The organism is Chromohalobacter sp. HP20-39 (genome assembly GCF_033052815.1).
Classification (GTDB): Bacteria; Pseudomonadota; Gammaproteobacteria; order Pseudomonadales; family Halomonadaceae; genus Chromohalobacter.
This window is the reverse complement of the sequence record NZ_JAWHTP010000001.1, coordinates 563,456-579,221: the sequence shown is the minus strand read 5'-3', so window position 1 is coordinate 579,221 and position 15,766 is coordinate 563,456. Positions and strand designations below refer to the sequence as shown.

General features: G+C 63.7%; 15 protein-coding genes. 1 reads left to right on the top strand and 14 read right to left on the bottom strand.

The genetic code is table 11. From position 1 onward, the window contains the following. Nucleotides 1-7: 7 nt before the first annotated feature. Both RVY79_RS02690 and RVY79_RS02685 read right to left on the bottom strand, forming a co-directional pair. Complete coding sequence (locus RVY79_RS02690; RefSeq protein WP_317462470.1) at nucleotides 8-1,285, bottom strand: Xaa-Pro peptidase family protein; 1,278 nt, start codon at nucleotides 1,283-1,285, stop codon at nucleotides 8-10. 54 nt (nucleotides 1,286-1,339) lie between these two features. Then, nucleotides 1,340-2,335: a phytanoyl-CoA dioxygenase family protein gene (locus RVY79_RS02685; RefSeq protein ID WP_411161693.1), complete on the bottom strand. Its 996-nt coding sequence runs from the start codon at nucleotides 2,333-2,335 to the stop codon at nucleotides 1,340-1,342. 67 nt (nucleotides 2,336-2,402) lie between these two features. On the opposite strand from RVY79_RS02685, the gene RVY79_RS02680 reads away from it, so the two are divergent. Further along, complete coding sequence (locus tag RVY79_RS02680) at nucleotides 2,403-3,290, top strand: LysR family transcriptional regulator (protein ID WP_317462469.1); 888 nt, start codon at nucleotides 2,403-2,405, stop codon at nucleotides 3,288-3,290. Nucleotides 3,291-3,302: 12 nt separating this feature from the next. On the opposite strand, the gene RVY79_RS02675 is transcribed toward RVY79_RS02680, so the two are convergent. From RVY79_RS02675 to def, 12 genes are all read right to left on the bottom strand, one after another. Beyond that, nucleotides 3,303-4,298 (bottom strand): DUF2795 domain-containing protein, encoded by a 996-nt coding sequence (locus tag RVY79_RS02675; protein ID WP_317462468.1) that lies wholly within the window; start codon nucleotides 4,296-4,298, stop codon nucleotides 3,303-3,305. Nucleotides 4,299-4,485: 187 nt separating this feature from the next. Further along, on the bottom strand, nucleotides 4,486-5,178 hold the full coding sequence (locus RVY79_RS02670) for a DJ-1/PfpI family protein (RefSeq protein WP_317462467.1): 693 nt from the start codon (nucleotides 5,176-5,178) through the stop codon (nucleotides 4,486-4,488). Between the two features lie 155 nt (nucleotides 5,179-5,333). After that, entirely contained in the window at nucleotides 5,334-6,047 is a 714-nt protein-coding gene (locus tag RVY79_RS02665; protein WP_317462466.1) for a LysE family translocator, read from the bottom strand. A gap of 29 nt (nucleotides 6,048-6,076) precedes the next feature. Beyond that, nucleotides 6,077-7,291, bottom strand: coding sequence for a TraB/GumN family protein (locus RVY79_RS02660; RefSeq protein ID WP_317462465.1), 1,215 nt, complete (start codon nucleotides 7,289-7,291; stop codon nucleotides 6,077-6,079). A gap of 109 nt (nucleotides 7,292-7,400) precedes the next feature. Further along, nucleotides 7,401-8,612: a serine/threonine transporter SstT gene (gene sstT, locus RVY79_RS02655; protein ID WP_317462464.1), complete on the bottom strand. Its 1,212-nt coding sequence runs from the start codon at nucleotides 8,610-8,612 to the stop codon at nucleotides 7,401-7,403. Nucleotides 8,613-8,816: 204 nt separating this feature from the next. After that, a complete protein-coding gene (locus tag RVY79_RS02650) occupies nucleotides 8,817-10,265 on the bottom strand; it encodes a TrkH family potassium uptake protein (RefSeq protein WP_317462463.1) in 1,449 nt (482 codons plus the stop codon). Between the two features lie 46 nt (nucleotides 10,266-10,311). Then, a complete protein-coding gene (gene trkA / locus RVY79_RS02645; RefSeq protein ID WP_317462462.1) occupies nucleotides 10,312-11,685 on the bottom strand; it encodes a Trk system potassium transporter TrkA in 1,374 nt (457 codons plus the stop codon). A gap of 94 nt (nucleotides 11,686-11,779) precedes the next feature. Further along, nucleotides 11,780-11,986, bottom strand: a complete 207-nt coding sequence (locus RVY79_RS02640; RefSeq protein WP_317462460.1) for a dodecin — start codon at nucleotides 11,984-11,986, stop codon at nucleotides 11,780-11,782. A gap of 36 nt (nucleotides 11,987-12,022) precedes the next feature. Beyond that, nucleotides 12,023-12,685 (bottom strand): nicotinamidase, encoded by a 663-nt coding sequence (locus RVY79_RS02635; protein WP_317462459.1) that lies wholly within the window; start codon nucleotides 12,683-12,685, stop codon nucleotides 12,023-12,025. 68 nt (nucleotides 12,686-12,753) lie between these two features. Continuing rightward, nucleotides 12,754-14,070: a 16S rRNA (cytosine(967)-C(5))-methyltransferase RsmB gene (rsmB, locus tag RVY79_RS02630; RefSeq protein WP_317462458.1), complete on the bottom strand. Its 1,317-nt coding sequence runs from the start codon at nucleotides 14,068-14,070 to the stop codon at nucleotides 12,754-12,756. After that, nucleotides 14,067-15,041 (bottom strand): methionyl-tRNA formyltransferase, encoded by a 975-nt coding sequence (gene fmt / locus RVY79_RS02625; protein ID WP_317462457.1) that lies wholly within the window; start codon nucleotides 15,039-15,041, stop codon nucleotides 14,067-14,069. Before fmt ends, rsmB begins: the two co-directional genes overlap by 4 nt. A 98-nt stretch (nucleotides 15,042-15,139) precedes the next feature. After that, nucleotides 15,140-15,652 (bottom strand): peptide deformylase, encoded by a 513-nt coding sequence (gene def / locus RVY79_RS02620; protein WP_317462456.1) that lies wholly within the window; start codon nucleotides 15,650-15,652, stop codon nucleotides 15,140-15,142. Nucleotides 15,653-15,766 lie beyond the last annotated feature (114 nt).

Here is a 15,766-nt window from a genome sequence, read left to right as displayed (position 1 = left end):
TGGCGTGTCACTCGGCCAGCAATCGCGCATCGAGAGGATAGTCGGAAAGTAATTCGACCTGACCGTCGTCGCGAATGTAAAGCTGCTCCTCGAGCTTGACACCTTCGCCACCGTCTTCGTGGCCGATGTAGCTTTCCACGCAGAGCGTCATGCCCGGCTGCATGATGCCGTCGTAGCCCTTGTCGTCGATGTCCTCGCGGTGAACGATGTAGGGATACTCGCCGGTCATGCCGACGCCGTGGGCCAGCGCGAAGTAGCGCCGCGCCTTGTAGGGCTCGGGGATCTGCCAGGCCTTCTCGGCGTACTCCTTGAATGACATGCCCGGCGCGACCAGTGCCATGTTGTGACGCACCTGGTCGAAGGCCATGCGATAGAGCTCGCGCTGGGTGGCCGTTGCTTCGCCATCGCCGCACAGGAAGGTGCGAGAAAAATCGGCATAGTAGCCATAACGGCCGACCACGTCGGTGTCCAGCGCCACCAGCTCGCCGGCTTGCATGGCTCTATTGGAGCATTCCTGAAACCAGGGGTTGGTGCGCGGCCCGGAGTTCATCAGCCGCGTTTCGACGTAGTCCGCGTCGGTGGCGATGATGTGCTGGTGCAACTGCGACCAGACTTCGTTTTCCGTGGCGCCGGGACGAATCGCGGCTTCCAGCTTGCGGACGCCGTTCTCCACCGCACGCAGCGAGCTGCGTACCATCTTGATTTCGTTGGGCACCTTGATGGCGCGGGCGTGCTCCAACGGGATCTGGGCATCGCAGACCTGCCAGCCATGTTCGATCAGCGCAAAGGCTGCGTGCGAAGTGGCGCTTTCGATGGCCACCTTGTCGCCTTTTTGCCCGCCGCACTGGCGCACCAGTTCGTCGATCTCGTTCGCCCAGGCCTGGGTGGTCTGCTGCAGATGATCTTCACAGAAATAATAGGAGATCGCTGTCGCCGGGCGCGTCTCGTCGATGCCGGGCAAGCCTTCGGTCAAGTGGCTGCAGCCGGAGAATTCGAACATCACCACTGGGCCTTCCGCCGGCACGAAGGCGTAGCGGGCCGGGTTACGCGCCGAGTAAACCTGCATGTTGCGCGCGCCGGTGGCATAGCGCACGTGGGTCGGGTCGAACAGCACGGCGGCGACGATATCGCGCTTTTTCAGCTCCGCCCGAGTACGTGCCAACCGATCCAAAAGAATCTGCTGGATTTCCGACGGCGTCGGTTCGCACTCGGCGGGATCGTGCGTCGGCGCCAGGATATCGGTGCCTTCCAGCAGGGAAGGTAGCGTGGATGACAAGCTGGTCATGGTCGGTTACCCGTTATTGGAATGAGAAAAATCGTGGCTTTTTAACCACTTCGATCAATCTAGAAGGCCGTCGGCGCGTTCTTCTCGGCGTTTTTCCGCCTCGATATGCGCTTCGGAGACACGCCCGTAGAGCTGGCGCGTGCGCTCCAGCCGACCCACCACGCCCGGCTGCTGCGAATAGGCGAAGATCGCCGTGTGGCGCTCGCGTTCACCGCCGACGCGCGTCACCCGGTGCAGCGAGTAACGACCCTTGAAGAGTTGCAGGTCGCCGGGGCGCAGCAGCAACGTACGCGGCGTAGCGGTGTCCTCGCCGCGAATCACCGCGCCGACGCCGTCGTAGTTTTCGCCCGCCGGTGTGCGGATGTTGGGGCAGTACTGGAACTCGCCGCCGCTGTCCGGCATGTCGGTCATCATCGTGACGATGTATTCGTTAGTGTCGTAGTGCCAGGGCTGTTCGGTGCCCGGCGGCAATACGTTTTGCACCAGCCCGGCGAAGGGATCGGCGTACTCGAACACTTCTTCCTCGTCCAGGCACGCGGCGACCAGGCGCTTCATCGCCGGCGACACGTAGAGCTGTTGAATCACCGTATCCGCTGGAATCATGTCACGGGTCACGAAGCCGCTGGTGCGCTCCATGAAGATGCGACGCGGGTCGCTTTCCGGGAGTGTTGCGTCATCACGGGTAAACCAGGCGTTGACGCGGCGGCTGGCGTAATAGCTCTTGGTCGATAATTCACGCCCTTCCTGGCGGGCCTGCTCCAATGCGTCGGGGCGCAGGAAGCCGCGCAGCACGGCACAGCCTTCGCGATTCAGGTCCTCGCGAACCCGCGCTATTTCGGCTTGCAGGCGCGGGTCGTCGGCGTCATGCAGGGGATAGCGCTGGGTGTCGACGAGTGCGCTCAGGTCGGTGCGTTCGGCGTCCGCCAGCCATTGCTGGGCCGGCTTGGAGGCGACGTCGGGTTGGGTCGTGGCAGCGGTGGTACCCATGGGGGCGTCCTCTCGATCAGCGGAATTGTCGGCATCAATGGGGCGGTCGTCGTCGCCGGTCATATTGGCCGGCCCGTCGACGTCCTCTATGCTGGACGGATCCGTTCGATCAGGGAAACGAGTCATTCCAATGGCAACCATCGGTATTTCCGATAGCACGCAGTTGGCGGCGCTGGACAGCGATCTGCTACTGGCGTTCGTCACCGTGGCCGATAGCGGTGGCTTTACCGCCGCAGCGCGCTATCTGCACAAGACCCAATCGACCATCAGCCTGCGTATCAATACGTTGGAAACGCGGCTCGACACGCGGCTGATCGAACGCGGCAGTCGTCGGCTCAAGTTGACCGACGATGGCGAGACCTTTCTCGTCTATGCGCGGCGCTTGTTGCAGCTTCAACGCGAGGCGATCGCCGCGCTCGGCCGCTCGCAGCCGGTGACGCTGCGCTTCGGCCTCCCCGAGGATTACGCCGATACCTGGCTGCCGGCACTGCTCGAACGCTTCGGCGCCCGGCATCCCGACGTGCACGTGCATATCCACTGCCGCATGTCGACGGAGTTGCTGGAGCAGCTTGAGAAGGGGTCGTTGGATATCGTGCTGGCGGTGCAGCATGAACCGAGTAGCGGTGGGCGCCCCGTGACCACGGAGGAGGTGGTCTGGGCGGCGCATCGGCGTTTCGAGCTCGACGCCGAGCGACCGATTCCGCTGGCGCTGTTCCCGGAGCAGTGCGTCTATCGGCGTCGGGCGCTGGCCGCGCTCGCCGACATCGGTCGCGATTGGCAGCTCGTCTCCACCAGTCAGAGCCCCAGCGGATTGAAGGTCATCGTGGGACAGGGCCAAACCTTGACGGTCGGGGAGCGGCGCCTGCTTCCCGAAGGGTGGAAAGTGATGGGCGCCGCCGAAGGCTTGCCGCCCTTACCGCCGGCAGTGCTCGAGGTGCACCGCTCCCCCAGCCCCATGCATCCGGCCTTCGATGACTTCGTCGCCTTGATTGCCGAGGTGCTGGAGGAGGGCGGTTAAGTGGACGTTAACTCAGCTCACCCTTTCCAGCTCCCGGGTCACGTCGGCCATGGTCTCGTATTGCCGCTTGGGGAACTCGTTGAGTACCTTGATGACGTCGTCATTGGCCTGGTTGGCCTTGGCCTGCTTGATCAGGTCGGCCTTGCCACACGGGAAATCCACCCCCTTGAGCGCATGGGCGACGCCGGCCGCCGACGACGTATGGCGCGCCGCCTTGCCGCCTCGCTCGCCGCCCTTGCTGGGATCGCTCGCGGGCTCGCGAGCCTCGGGCTTCATTTGCGGCTCCGTTAATTTTCCCGCCTCGAGCGCTGCCGTCGGCCATTCGCGCGACTTGAGCCCCAGGGTCTTGAACAGGCTCGCCTTGCCGCTGATTGTGACATCTTCGTCGTCCAACGCATCATGCGCGCCGATCAGCAGGAATTGGGCGCTCTGGTAATCGAGAAGTTTGCTGTCATCGATATCGATCCAGCGCTTCTCGGCAAACTTCTCCTGCAAACGCTTGGGATAGTTCGGTTTGGACTCGGGGAAACCGGGCACATCGACGGCGGGATTGCGCACCGAGATGATATAGCTCGCCTCCGCTAGTATCCCCAGTTCCTGCTGTGCCTTGCCGGGTTTATCCGGACTGGAGAGGCGGTAGGCCAGGCGCGTGCTGCTGTCACGTTCGAAGATCGCATAACGCCCCTCGCCAACAGGAATCGCCTCGCCCTGCTCCTGTTCGCCGCGGGTCTTGGTGTCGTATTCGAGTGGCGCCAGCGCCTCGCCAATCTTCTTTGGCTTTCCCGTCATGTCGTTCATCATCCACTCGCGTGCGGTGGATTTCGGCTGGCCTTGGGTGATTTTCGGCATGCGCTTCTTGCCCACTATGAACAGTCGAGCGGCATCGCCGTCATCTGGCGCCAGCACCATGTACAGGCGCTGCACGTCATCCAGTCCCTGAACTTTTTCCACGTCGACCTTGGGCCGATAGAAAAAATAGATATCGCCTTTTTCCACGTTAGTCGCCATCTGTCACCTCCTGTGTACGAGAGAGCGATTTGAATCGGTACTGCACCTTCTAGTTAGCAGAGGGCGCCCGGTCGCGCAAAGATCGCTTATCGACGGATTCTGAATATCGTCGGGCGTTTCGCATGGCAACGGCTGCTCTTGCAACGCCGTGTTGAGCGCGCGCATCAATGGCAGGCGATCATCAGGGTTAGCGCTTTGTAGCGTAACGCTCGGCTAGGTGTTGTGCCTGTCGGTAACGAGAGGCCTGCATCTCGGCCATGTCGGCGACGACGTGGTCGTGGATGGCGGCCGGGGCTGTTTCGGGGCGTCCGGCATCAAACGGCGGCGCGGGCGCATATTCGAGAATCAGTTGAGTACGCTGAGCGGTCGCGTCATCGATCAGTGCGGCGATGACGGTCAGCGCGAAATCGATTCCGGCGGTGACACCGCCGCCTGTGATGATCTCGTCATCGCGCACGACGCGCGCCGGGTCCGGGATGGCGCCGAACAATGGCAGCATGTCGCGCCACGCCCAATGGCAGGCGGCTCGTCTTCCGTGGAGCAGCCCCGCCGCTCCCAGAATCAAGGAGCCGGTGCATACCGAGGTCACGAACTTTGCGGTGCCGGCCAAGTGTCGAATGGCGTGGATAAATGTGGCGTCTTCGGCCGCATCGAGGCAGCCTAAACCACCGGGAACGCAGAGAACGTCGCAAGTCGCGATGTCTGTCAGGTTGTCCAGGTTGGAAAACGTCAATCCCTGGGCGTCGACGGGCTCCCCGCCGGGGGAGGCGACCACCACATCGACCTGCGGCACACGCGAGAAGAATTGATGAGGCCCAGTGAAATCCAGGTGCGTTACGCCGGGGTAGATCGGTATGACGATACGTATCTTCGAGTCCACGATAATTGCCTCTGTAGAGCGGGTTCGAGGTTTAGAGTAGCCTGTACCGTGATAGTCTCAAATGACCTATAACCCTCGTTTTCCGCCATGACGCTGTCGTTTGGCTTTCGCCCCTGACACTGCGCCGTATTGGGTTGGATCATCGACCTCCCGGTTTAAGTCTGGCGTTTTGCCAACGCCAACCACCCGGCCAGGCTAACCATTAGCGAGCCGCTGATACCATCCAGCCAGCGTTGCCGACTCAGACTGAGGCTGCCGCGCCCGAGTAGATGCCCCGCGCCGGCATAGAGCAGCGCGCAAGCGAACTCGATCAGGATATAGGCCAGCCCCGCCAGCATGATTGCCGGTGCGAACGACGCTCCATCGGTATGCAGGAACTGCGGCAGGAAGAGCGCAAACAGCACATATGCCTTGGGGTTGGAGAGTGCGACCAGCGCTTCCCGGCGTAGCAGCGGCCAGGCCTGCGCGGTCTCGATGCTCTCGCTCGGACGTACCGCTGTAGGTCGCCAAGCCGTCAGCAATGATCTCACTCCGAGATACGACAGATACGCCACGCCAATCCACTTGAGTACGTTGAAGAACACCGCGGAGGTTGCCAGCCAATGCCCGAGCCCCACGGCGACACCGACCACCATCAAGGCGAACGCTGCGAAGCGTCCGCAGGCCGCCGTCATGGCAGGCGCGACACCGACATGGAAACCATTGGAAAGCGATAAGAGCTGATTGGCGCCAGGCGTTAAAGCCATGACTATGGACGCACCGATCAGGAGCGGCCAATCGATGGAGGTAACCGCATCCGGGAACGCCTGCGTCATGGCCACGTTAATCAGGGCCAGGAGGCCACTACAGAATAACGGGATGCGGGTCATGGTCACTCCTTGGCAGATCGAATAAGCCCTTACCCGAACAACTGCCCGGCGATGCGTAGCCCGGCAATCCAGGTGCCGGCGGCGGAGCCTAACGTGGCGAGCAGGAATACCAGCAGCGTGCGGGCGACGCGGTTTTTCCACCAGCCGCGCGGTGCGCTGACGTCATGGCGCAGGCGCGAGAAGTCCCCCACGGTAGGGCGGCGCAGTGCCAGCTCTACGCCGGCGGCGACGAATCCGGCGCCGATGGTGGGGTTGAGCGAGGTCAGCGGAGCCGCGATGAAGGTCGCGATGATGGTCAGTGGGTGGGCCAGTGCGATGACGGTGCCGAATGCCGAGAGCGCGCCGTTGATCAGGAACCATTCACCGACCAGTGACCAGCCGAGCCCGGTATCGCGGGAGAAACCGATGGCGAAGCCGGTCAGTACCAGCGCGACGATGACCCACGGCAGGGCTTTCCAAAGCTTGGATCGCTGCGGGGTGACCTCCAGTGAGCGGCGTTCCTCGTCGATAGCCTCGGCACTGGGCGGTTGCTGCCCCAGCGCTTGCAGGTGTTCCCCTAGGCCCTTCATGTGTCCGGCACCGACGACGACCAGAATATGCCGTGGTGCTTTTCCGGCGACTTCTTCGCGTAGGCGCAGGGCCATGTAACGGTCGCGCTCGCGGATCAAGGGAGCATAGAGCGACTCGGACTGCTCGGCGAACTCGGCGAAGGTCGACTCGAGCACATCGCCTTCCTTGAGGCGCTCGATCTCCTCGCTAGAGACTTTCTTGCGCGAGACCACGCTGCCCAGGAGCCCTGAAATCAGGCTCATGCGTTGCCACCAGGGCACGTTGTGATAGATACGCTTGAGGGTCACGCCGATGTCGCGATCGACGAGATACAACGGCAGGTCCGCGCGCTTGGTTTCCTTGATCGCCATCTGCATCTCGGCGCCTGGTGTCACGCCGGACTGCTCGGCGACACGTTGCTGGAAGGCGCCCAGCGCGAGACTCGCGGCGACCATGCCGGCCTTGCCCTGACGCAGGACCTGGAAGAGATCCATCTTGGCCATGGCGTCGGGCTGGGTGGCGCTCTGGTAGCGCGTGGGGCACAACTCGATGGCCACGGCGTCGAAGTCGCCGGAACGGATCATTTCGCGGACCTCGTCGGCGCTGGCGCGCGAGACGTGGGCGGTACCCAGAAGGGTGTAACGGGTCTCACCCTGATCGATGACCTGGCGAGGGCCGGCGGTAGTATCGGGCATTCGGCGTTTCGCTTCGGTGGCGGAAAAGCTCGATTATCCACGATGGCAGGGGGCGGGCCAAACCCGTCCCCGCTCGATACTGCTGCGAGCGGGGCGTCGAACGTGCGGCTCAGCGCTGGGTGCGGCACGCCGCAGCGGTGAATAACACATCGGTGGACGAGTTCAACGCGGTCTCCGTGGCGTCCTGCACGACGCTGATGACAAAGCCGATAGCGACGACCTGCATGGCCACGTCATTGGAAATACCGAATAGACTGGCGGCCATCGGGATGAGCAGCAGGGACCCGCCGGCCACGCCGGAGACGCCGCAGGCAGCGAGAGAAGCGACGATGCACAGCAAGAGTGCCGAGGCGAAGTCCACAGTAATGCCCAAGGTATGGGCGGCCGCTAAGGTGATCACCGAGATGGTGATGGCGGCGCCGGCCATGTTGATGGTGGCGCCCAGCGGAATCGAAATCGAATAGGTGTCGGGGTCCAACTCTAGGCGCTCGCAGAGCTCCATGTTGACCGGGATGTTGGCGGCGCTACTGCGCGTGAAGAACGCCGTGATAGCGCTGCCGCGCAGACAGGCGAAGACCAAGGGATACGGATTGCGCCGTGTCGCCAGGAACACGATCAAGGGATTGGTGACCAGCGCCACGAACACCATGCAACCGACGATGACGGCAAGCAGATGGGCGTAGTCGAGCAGTGCGTTCATGCCGGTATCCGCGAGGGTGCCGGCGACCAGGCCGAAGATGCCCAGCGGCGCGAAGCGGATCACCAAGCGCACGATGTTGGAGACGGCATCGGAGAAGGCATTGAGCACCCCGAGGGTCGTCGCGGAGGTGCCGCGCAGCATCATGCCCAGTCCGATCGCCCAGGCCAGGATGCCCACGAAATTGGCGTTCATCAGCGCGGCGATGGGGTTGGCCACGACATTGAGCAGCAGGTTGCGCAGGATCTCGGTGATGCCGCCCGGCGGCTGGCCGCTTGCCTGAGGCGCGTCGATGACCAGCGATGTCGGGAACGCGAAGCTGGCGACGACGGCCACCAAGGCGGCGCACAGGGTACCGACCACGTACAGCAGCAGCACGCCGCGAATATGCGTGGGTTGGCCGCGGCGATGATTGGCGATGGCCGCCATGACCAACAGGAAGACCAGCACCGGTGCTACGGCTTTCAGGGCTGAGATGAAGACCTGGCCCAGAAGGGATATCGAGGTGGCGGCATCCGGCCATAAAGTGGCCACGACGATGCCGAGAACGATACCGATGACGATTTGCGGAATGAGCCCTAGGCGGAGCACCGTGCGTAAAGGGCTAGCGAGGCTGGCGGACATGACACTCTCTCGGGACTGAACAATGGATGACGGCCCCTAGCGGTGGGCCGGGAAGCGCGCATGGTAGCATTGCCACCATCGCGGCACCCGGGCAATTGGCCTTTAAAGTTCTGATTGTTCAGGGAATAAGGATGTGAAAGCCGCTATGACTAGCTTGAAGCAAGCATAATAGCGTTTTTGGGGAGAGGATCGTCGCGTACGGTTTCAGCGTCGCCAGAAGGCGGGCGTGAACAGCACCAGGATGGTGAAGATTTCCAGGCGCCCGAACATCATCGCCATCACCAGGGTCCATTTGGCGAGATCCGGCATGTCACCGTAGTGCGAGGCCACGCCGCCCAGCCCCGGGCCCAGGTTGTTGAGGGCCGAGCCCACCGCCGACCAGGCGGTCACCTGATCCAGCCCGGTGGAGAGCAGGATCAGGAGCATTAGCACGAACAGCAGCATATAGGCGGAGAAGAACCCCCATACCGCTTCGGCCACGCCACTGGAAATGCGCATCTTGCCAACCTTGACCGAAAAGACCGCATTGGGGTGGATCAGGCGGTGAATCTCACGCAGGCCCTGTTTGAGAATCAACAGAATGCGGATCACCTTCATGCCCCCGCCGGCGGACCCCGAACAGGCACCGACGAACGCCGCGATGAACAGCATGAACGGCAGTACACCTGGCCACGCGGTGAAGTCGGCGACGCCGAAACCGGTGGTGGTGGCTATCGAGACCGCCTCGAACAAGCCGTGGCGCAGTCCCAGGGTGTCGTCGTAGGTGCCACTCAACATGAGCGTGGCGATGGTGATGCTGACCAGTAGCGCCAGAAAGACCACGAAAAAGCGGAATTCGGGGTCGAGCAAATAATGACGCAGGCGCTTCTCACGCCACACTGCGAAGTGCAGCCCGAAGCTCAACGACGAAACGATCATGAAGAATACGCAGATCAGCTCGATGGTTGCGCTGTCGAAATAGCCGATGCTGGCGTCGTGTGTCGAGAAACCGCCGATGGCGACGGTCGAGAAGCTGTGCCCGATGGCATCGAACCAACTCATCCCCGCCAGCCAATACGCCAGGAAGCACGCCAGTGTCAGGGCGGCATAGATGTACCACAGGGCCTTGGCGGTCTCGGTGATGCGTGGGGTTAGCTTGGAGTCCTTGAGTGGCCCGGGAATCTCGGTACGGTAAAGTTGCATGCCACCGATGCCCAGCGTCGGCAGGATCGCCACCGCCAGTACCACGATCCCCATGCCGCCCAGCCATTGCAGCTGCTGGCGGTAGAAGAGAATCGACTCGGGCAGCAGGTCGATGCCGGTGAGGATAGTGGCGCCGGTGGTAGTGAGGCCGGAAAACGATTCGAACACGGCGTCGGTGAATGATAGCGACGGGTCCTCAGCCAGCATCAGCGGCAGCGAACCGAACAGCCCCAGTACGCTCCAGAACATCACGGTGATCAGAAAACCGTCACGGGTGCGCAATTCACGTCGAGCGTGACGGGTCGGCCAGTAAAGCAGCGCCCCGGTGATGAACGAGATCCCCAAGCCGATGACGAAGGCGTCCGCAGTGGCATCGTCGAAAATCAACGAAATCACTAGCGGTGGCACCATGGTCAGGCTGAACAGCATCAACAACAGCCCGACGATCCGCAGGATTACCAGGAGACTCATGGTATGTGCCTTGCCAAAACGGGGGCCATGCGTGACCGAATACTCATCAGAAGAATGTCAGTCCCACCTGGAAGAGACGCTCGACGTCGCGGATGCGCCGCTTGTCGACCACGAACAGAATGACATGGTCACCGCTTTCCACGACGACGTCGTCGTGGGCGATGAGGACTTCCTTGCCGCGCACGATGGCGCCGATGGTGGTGCCGCTGGGCAAATCGATTTCGTCTATGGTGCGCCCCACGACCTTGGACGATCGTGAGTCGCCGTGGGCGATGGCCTCGATGGCCTCGGCGGCACCGCGCCGCAGCGAGTGAACGTTGACGATATCGCCGCGTCGCACGTGGGTGAGCAGACCGCCGATGGTGGCTTGCTGCGGCGAGATGGCGATATCGATCTCGCCGCCCTGGACGAGATCCACGTAGGCGGCGTTGTTGATTAACGTCAAGACCTTCTTGGCGCCCAGGCGCTTGGCCAGCATCGACGACATGATATTGACCTCGTCGTCGTTGGTCAGCGCGCAGAAGATGTCGCAATCCTCGATGTTTTCTTCCAACAACAGGCGCTTGCTGGTCGCGCTGCCGTGCAGCACCACGGTGCGGTCAAGGCGTTCCGAAAGCACCGTGCAGCGTTCCAGTTCATGCTCGATGATCTTGACCTGGTGGCTATGTTCGAGCGTCTCGGCGAGCCGTTCGCCGATGTTGCCGCCGCCGGCAATGATCACACGACGGAAATCGCGGTCGACCTTGCGCAGCTCGCTCATTACCGCGCGGATGTCCTTGCGCGCGGCGATGAAAAAGACTTCGTCGTCGGCCTCGATGACCGTGTCACCACGTGGAATCAGCGGCCGGTTGCGGCGATAGATCGCCGCCACGCGGGTATCCACGTTGGGCATGTGGCGCCGCAGGAAGCCGAGCTCCTGACCCACCAACGGCCCGCCATAGTAAGCCTTGACGGCCACCAGTTGGGCCAGGCTGCCGGCGAAGTCGAGCACCTGCAGGGCGCCGGGGTATTCGATCAGACGGCGGATATGATCGGTGACCACTTGCTCGGGGCTGATCAGCACATCGACGGGAATCGCGTCGTGGGAGAACAATCCCTTGCGCGTCAGATAAGCGGTAGCGCGGACGCGGGCGATCTTGGTCGGCGTGCGAAACAGCGTATGCGCGACCTGGCAGGCGACCATATTGACTTCGTCGGAGCTGGTCACCGCGATCAGCATGTCGGCATCCTCGCCGCCCGCTTGGCGCAGCACCATGGGATAGGAAGCCGTTCCCACCACCGTGCGGATATCCAGACGGTTGTGGAGTTCGCGCAGGCGCTTGGTGTCGACATCCACCACGGTGATGTCGTTTTCTTCGCTGGCCAGGTGTTCCGCCAGCGTACCGCCGACCTGGCCGGCGCCGAGGATAATGATCTTCATGCGAGGGGAATCCGCGCTCAGTGACTGGCGCGTAGCATAAACCAGTCAGCGCCCCCAATGACAGGGGCGCGATGGCGCTCGGGCGCAAGCCCGGTCAGTCGAGGGAGAGACCCACCTTGAGGGTGACCTGCCAGTGCCCCACACGGCCGTCCTCGAGATGGCCGCGCATGTCGATGACCTCGAACCAGCGCATGCCATGCAACGTCTCGCGTGCCTTTTCCAAGGCGTTGTTCACGGCATCTTCGACGCCGTGCGGCGAGGAACCGGTCAGCTCGATGTGCTTGTAGACGTGATCGCTCATGGCGTTCTCCTTGCGCTTGAAGTGCGATGGAATGGCTCAAGCGCCGATGATCTCGACGCCGAGCCGAGTGAGACGCTGCCGCGTGGCGGCGTCAGTGTCATGGGTGACCGGGCGTGTCAGCGGCCACAGAAAGCGTGTCTTGAAGCCTGCGGCGACGGCGTCCTCGGCACTCCATAACACGCACACATCACGCGCCAGGCCGCAAAGATAGACGCTGTCGACGCCGCGTTCGCGTAGCCAGCCGGCCAACCCCGTGGTGGGGCGTTCGCCCTTGGGATCGAGATTGTTGCGAAAGGCGCTGTAGGAATCGACGCGGGGGTCGCATCCCTTGCGCACGATCAGGTCCACCGGCGCCCAGTCGAGTTCGGGATGCAGCCGAGCGCCAGGCGTGTTCTGCACACAGTGGTCGGGCCATAGGGTCTGCGGCTCACCGTACAGATCGAGGGTGTCGAAGGGTTGATAGCCGGCGTGCTCGCTGGCGAAGGAAACGTGACGGGTGGGGTGCCAGTCCTGGGTCGCCACGACGTGCGCGAAACGCCGCTCGCAAAGCAATTGGCTCAGTCCTGGCAGGATAGCATCGCCATCGGCGCAGGCCAGTGGGCCGCCGGGCATGAAGTCGCCTTGCACGTCGACGACGAGCAGGGCGCAGTGCGTGTCGATGATCTCGAGGGCATCCTGCAACACGAGGGCTCCACTCATGGGGGCGATGCCCTCAGTATCGAAGCCGTGTACGCCGCTGGCAAGTCGAGAGCGACGTAGGCCGGCGGTTACGCTGTTGTCTTGCGCAGCCGGGCGTAGAAGAAGCCGTCGTGTCCCTCGAGACGCGGCAGCAGCTGGCGCCCGGCGCCGGCGGGGCGGCCCCAGTCGACGTCGAGTTCGTCGGCGCTGGCGTCCGGGGTACGTGCCAGGAAGGCCGCGATTTGATCCTGGTTCTCCTCGGGCATCACTGAACAGGTGGCATACAGAAGCGTGCCGCCGGGGGCGAGGGTCGTCCACAGCGTGTCGAGCAGCCGGGCCTGCAGCGCGGCGAGCTCGCGGATATCGCGGGGACGACGCAGGCGCTTGATGTCCGGGTGGCGGCGAATGACACCGGTGCCTGAGCAGGGCGCGTCGAGCAGCACGGCATCGAAGGGTTGCTCATCCCACCAGTCGAGGCGGCTAGCGTCGGCGGCCAACGTGGTGGCCTCGAGCCCGAGGCGTGTCAGGGTGGCGTCGACGCGGCCGAGTCGCTCGGCGTCGCTGTCCAGGGCGGTAAGCTCGAGATCGAAGGCTTCGAGCAGGTGCGCGGTCTTGCCGCCGGGGGCGCTGCACGCATCCAGCACGCGGGCCTTGGGTGTCGTGGACAGGGCTGGCTCGAGTAGCGGTGCGGTCAGTTGGGCGGCTTCGTCCTGCACGCTCACCGCGCCCTCTTCGAAACCGGGCAGGGCGCGCACGTCGCAGGCTTCATGCAGGGTCACGCCATCCGCCGCGTATGGCGTAGGGTCGGCGGCCAGGCCGGCGTCGCGCAGGCGGGCCAGGTACGCTTCGCGATCTGCGTGGCGGCGATTGACCCGCAGCGTCATGGGGCCGGCCTGGTTGTTGGCCTCGGCCAATTCGCGCCAATCGTCGGGCCAGGCCTCGCGCCAACGCGTGAGCATCCATTCGGGATGCAGCAGCGCGATGCTGGGGTCGCGGTCGACCTGGGCCTCAAGCGTCTGGCCATCGCGCTGAAAGCGGCGCAGGCAACCATTGAGCACGCGCGTGGCCCACGCCTTGTCCAGCGCGCGAGCGGCGCCGGCGGTTTCGCCCACGGCGGCGTGCGCAGGGACACGCATGTACAAGAGCTGATAGAGGCCGAGCAGCAACAGCGCCTGGACGTCCTGGTCGCGGCGCTTGAAGGACTGACGCAGCAGGAGCTTGGACAGCGCCTCGAGGCGCGGCAGCGTGCGGCAGACACCGAAGCACAGCGCCTTGGCGAGGCCACGGTCACGCCCCTCGACGCCGGCGGATTCCAGGGTGCTATCCAAGGCGTTCAGCGAGCCCTTGCCATCGAGCACGGGGGCCAGGGCGGAGGCGCAGACGGCGCGAATGTCCGGGGTACTCATGAATTGGTCTCCTGACCCAGTAATTGTCCCGCAGCGAAGCGCTCGCCCCGAGCGTTGAGCAGGTCGCGCACCGCGAGCGGTTTGCCGCCGGGCAGTTGAGCGCGGGTGATGCGCAGCACCTGGATGCCGTCGGGGCCGCAGGCGATGCGCAGGGCGTCCGGGGCGCTCTCCAGCAGCGTGCCGGGGGCTGCGGCGGTATCGGACTCAGTGTCAGGCTCGGCCAGCCACAGGCGTAGCGGCTCGTCGGCGAGGCGCGTCCAGGCCACCGGCCAGGGGTTGAAGGCACGCACGCGGGCGGCGAGTTCGGCGGCAGGGCGCGTGAAATCGAGCTCGGCCTCGGCTTTGCTGAGCTTGGTGGCGTAGGTGACGCCCTCCGCCGGTTGAGGTGTCGCGGTCAGGCCGGTGTCTGCCAGGGCGTCGAGTGCCTCGACGATGGCCTTTCCACCCAACGCGGCAAGACGGTCGTGTAGCTCGCCGCTGGTAGTCGTCGCAGTGATGGGCGTGTCGCGTACCAGCAGCATGTCGCCGGTATCGAGACCGGCGTCCATCTGCATGATGGTCACCCCGCTTCGCGTGTCGCCTGCTTCGATGGCGCGCTGAATGGGCGCCGCGCCGCGCCAACGGGGCAACAACGAAGCATGCACGTTGAGGCACCCCAGGCGCGGGATATCGAGCACCGCTTGCGGGAGTATCAATCCATAGGCGACGACGACCAATACGTCGGCGTCGCAGTCGACGAGTGCCTGCCGGGCGGCGTCATCCTTGAGCGTGGTGGGCTGGTGGACGGGTAGCGCGTGTTCGAGCGCCAGCGCCTTGACCGGACTGGGCGTGAGCTTGCGCCCGCGTCCCGCGCCACGGTCGGGCTGGGTATGCACCGAGACCACCTCATGGCAGCTTTCGAGCAGTGCCGCGAGGCTGGCGGCGGCGAAATCGGGCGTACCGGCGAATGCGACGCGCAGGGAGTGGGACATCGGGCGGACTTCCGTAACGGCTTGCGTGTTCGTTCAATGCCACGGGCCGGCAAGTGCCGGCCCGTTTGGCGAGTGCGAGGCGAGAGGGAAACGCGGTCTCAGGCGTCCTGCATGGCCTTGTGGCGTTTCTGCATCTTTTTCATGATTCGATCGCGCTTGAGCGGCGAGAGATAGTCGACGAACAGCGTACCTTCGAGGTGATCGCATTCATGCTGGATGCAGTGGGCGAGCAGGCCGTCGGCCTCCAGCTCGTAGGGCGTACCATCGCGATCCAGCGCCTTGAGCGAGACGCGCAACGCACGCGGTACCTCGGCGTAATGGTCGGGGATCGACAGGCAGCCTTCCTGCATGGGCTCGCGTTCTTCGCCCAGCGGGGTGTATTGGGGGTTGATCAGTACGCGGGGCTGTGAGCGATCGTCGCTGACATCCATGACGATGACGCGGCGATGCACGTCGACCTGGGTCGCGGCCAGGCCGATGCCTTGGGCGTCGTACATGGTGTCGAGCATGTCGTCGACCAGCGTACGGATCTCGTCGTCGACGGTCTCGACGGGCGCTGCCTTCTTGCGCAGGCGCCCATCGGGAAATTCGAGAATGGTCAGCTTGGCCATGGCGTTAAGAAAACCGTTATGCTGTCACGTGAAATTTGTCCGCTAGTGTAATGCGCCGCTGGCGGGAACGGAACCGAAAGGACGCCGATATCCCCGAGCGCGAACGGCTAGGCG

Bases quoted from the DNA above. Each gene is read 5' to 3' on its own strand.
- RVY79_RS02690 (WP_317462470.1), bottom strand. From the start codon at position 1,285: ATGACCAGCTTGTCATCCACGCTACCTTCCCTGCTGGAAGGCACCGAT.
- RVY79_RS02685 (WP_411161693.1), bottom strand. From the start codon at position 2,335: ATGACCGGCGACGACGACCGCCCCATTGATGCCGACAATTCCGCTGAT.
- RVY79_RS02680 (WP_317462469.1), top strand. From the start codon at position 2,403: ATGGCAACCATCGGTATTTCCGATAGCACGCAGTTGGCGGCGCTGGAC.
- RVY79_RS02675 (WP_317462468.1), bottom strand. From the start codon at position 4,298: ATGGCGACTAACGTGGAAAAAGGCGATATCTATTTTTTCTATCGGCCC.
- RVY79_RS02665 (WP_317462466.1), bottom strand. From the start codon at position 6,047: ATGACCCGCATCCCGTTATTCTGTAGTGGCCTCCTGGCCCTGATTAAC.
- RVY79_RS02660 (WP_317462465.1), bottom strand. From the start codon at position 7,291: ATGCCCGATACTACCGCCGGCCCTCGCCAGGTCATCGATCAGGGTGAG.
- sstT (WP_317462464.1), bottom strand. From the start codon at position 8,612: ATGTCCGCCAGCCTCGCTAGCCCTTTACGCACGGTGCTCCGCCTAGGG.
- RVY79_RS02650 (WP_317462463.1), bottom strand. From the start codon at position 10,265: ATGAGTCTCCTGGTAATCCTGCGGATCGTCGGGCTGTTGTTGATGCTG.
- trkA (WP_317462462.1), bottom strand. From the start codon at position 11,685: ATGAAGATCATTATCCTCGGCGCCGGCCAGGTCGGCGGTACGCTGGCG.
- RVY79_RS02640 (WP_317462460.1), bottom strand. From the start codon at position 11,986: ATGAGCGATCACGTCTACAAGCACATCGAGCTGACCGGTTCCTCGCCG.
- RVY79_RS02635 (WP_317462459.1), bottom strand. From the start codon at position 12,685: ATGAGTGGAGCCCTCGTGTTGCAGGATGCCCTCGAGATCATCGACACG.
- rsmB (WP_317462458.1), bottom strand. From the start codon at position 14,070: ATGAGTACCCCGGACATTCGCGCCGTCTGCGCCTCCGCCCTGGCCCCC.
- fmt (WP_317462457.1), bottom strand. From the start codon at position 15,041: ATGTCCCACTCCCTGCGCGTCGCATTCGCCGGTACGCCCGATTTCGCC.
- def (WP_317462456.1), bottom strand. From the start codon at position 15,652: ATGGCCAAGCTGACCATTCTCGAATTTCCCGATGGGCGCCTGCGCAAG.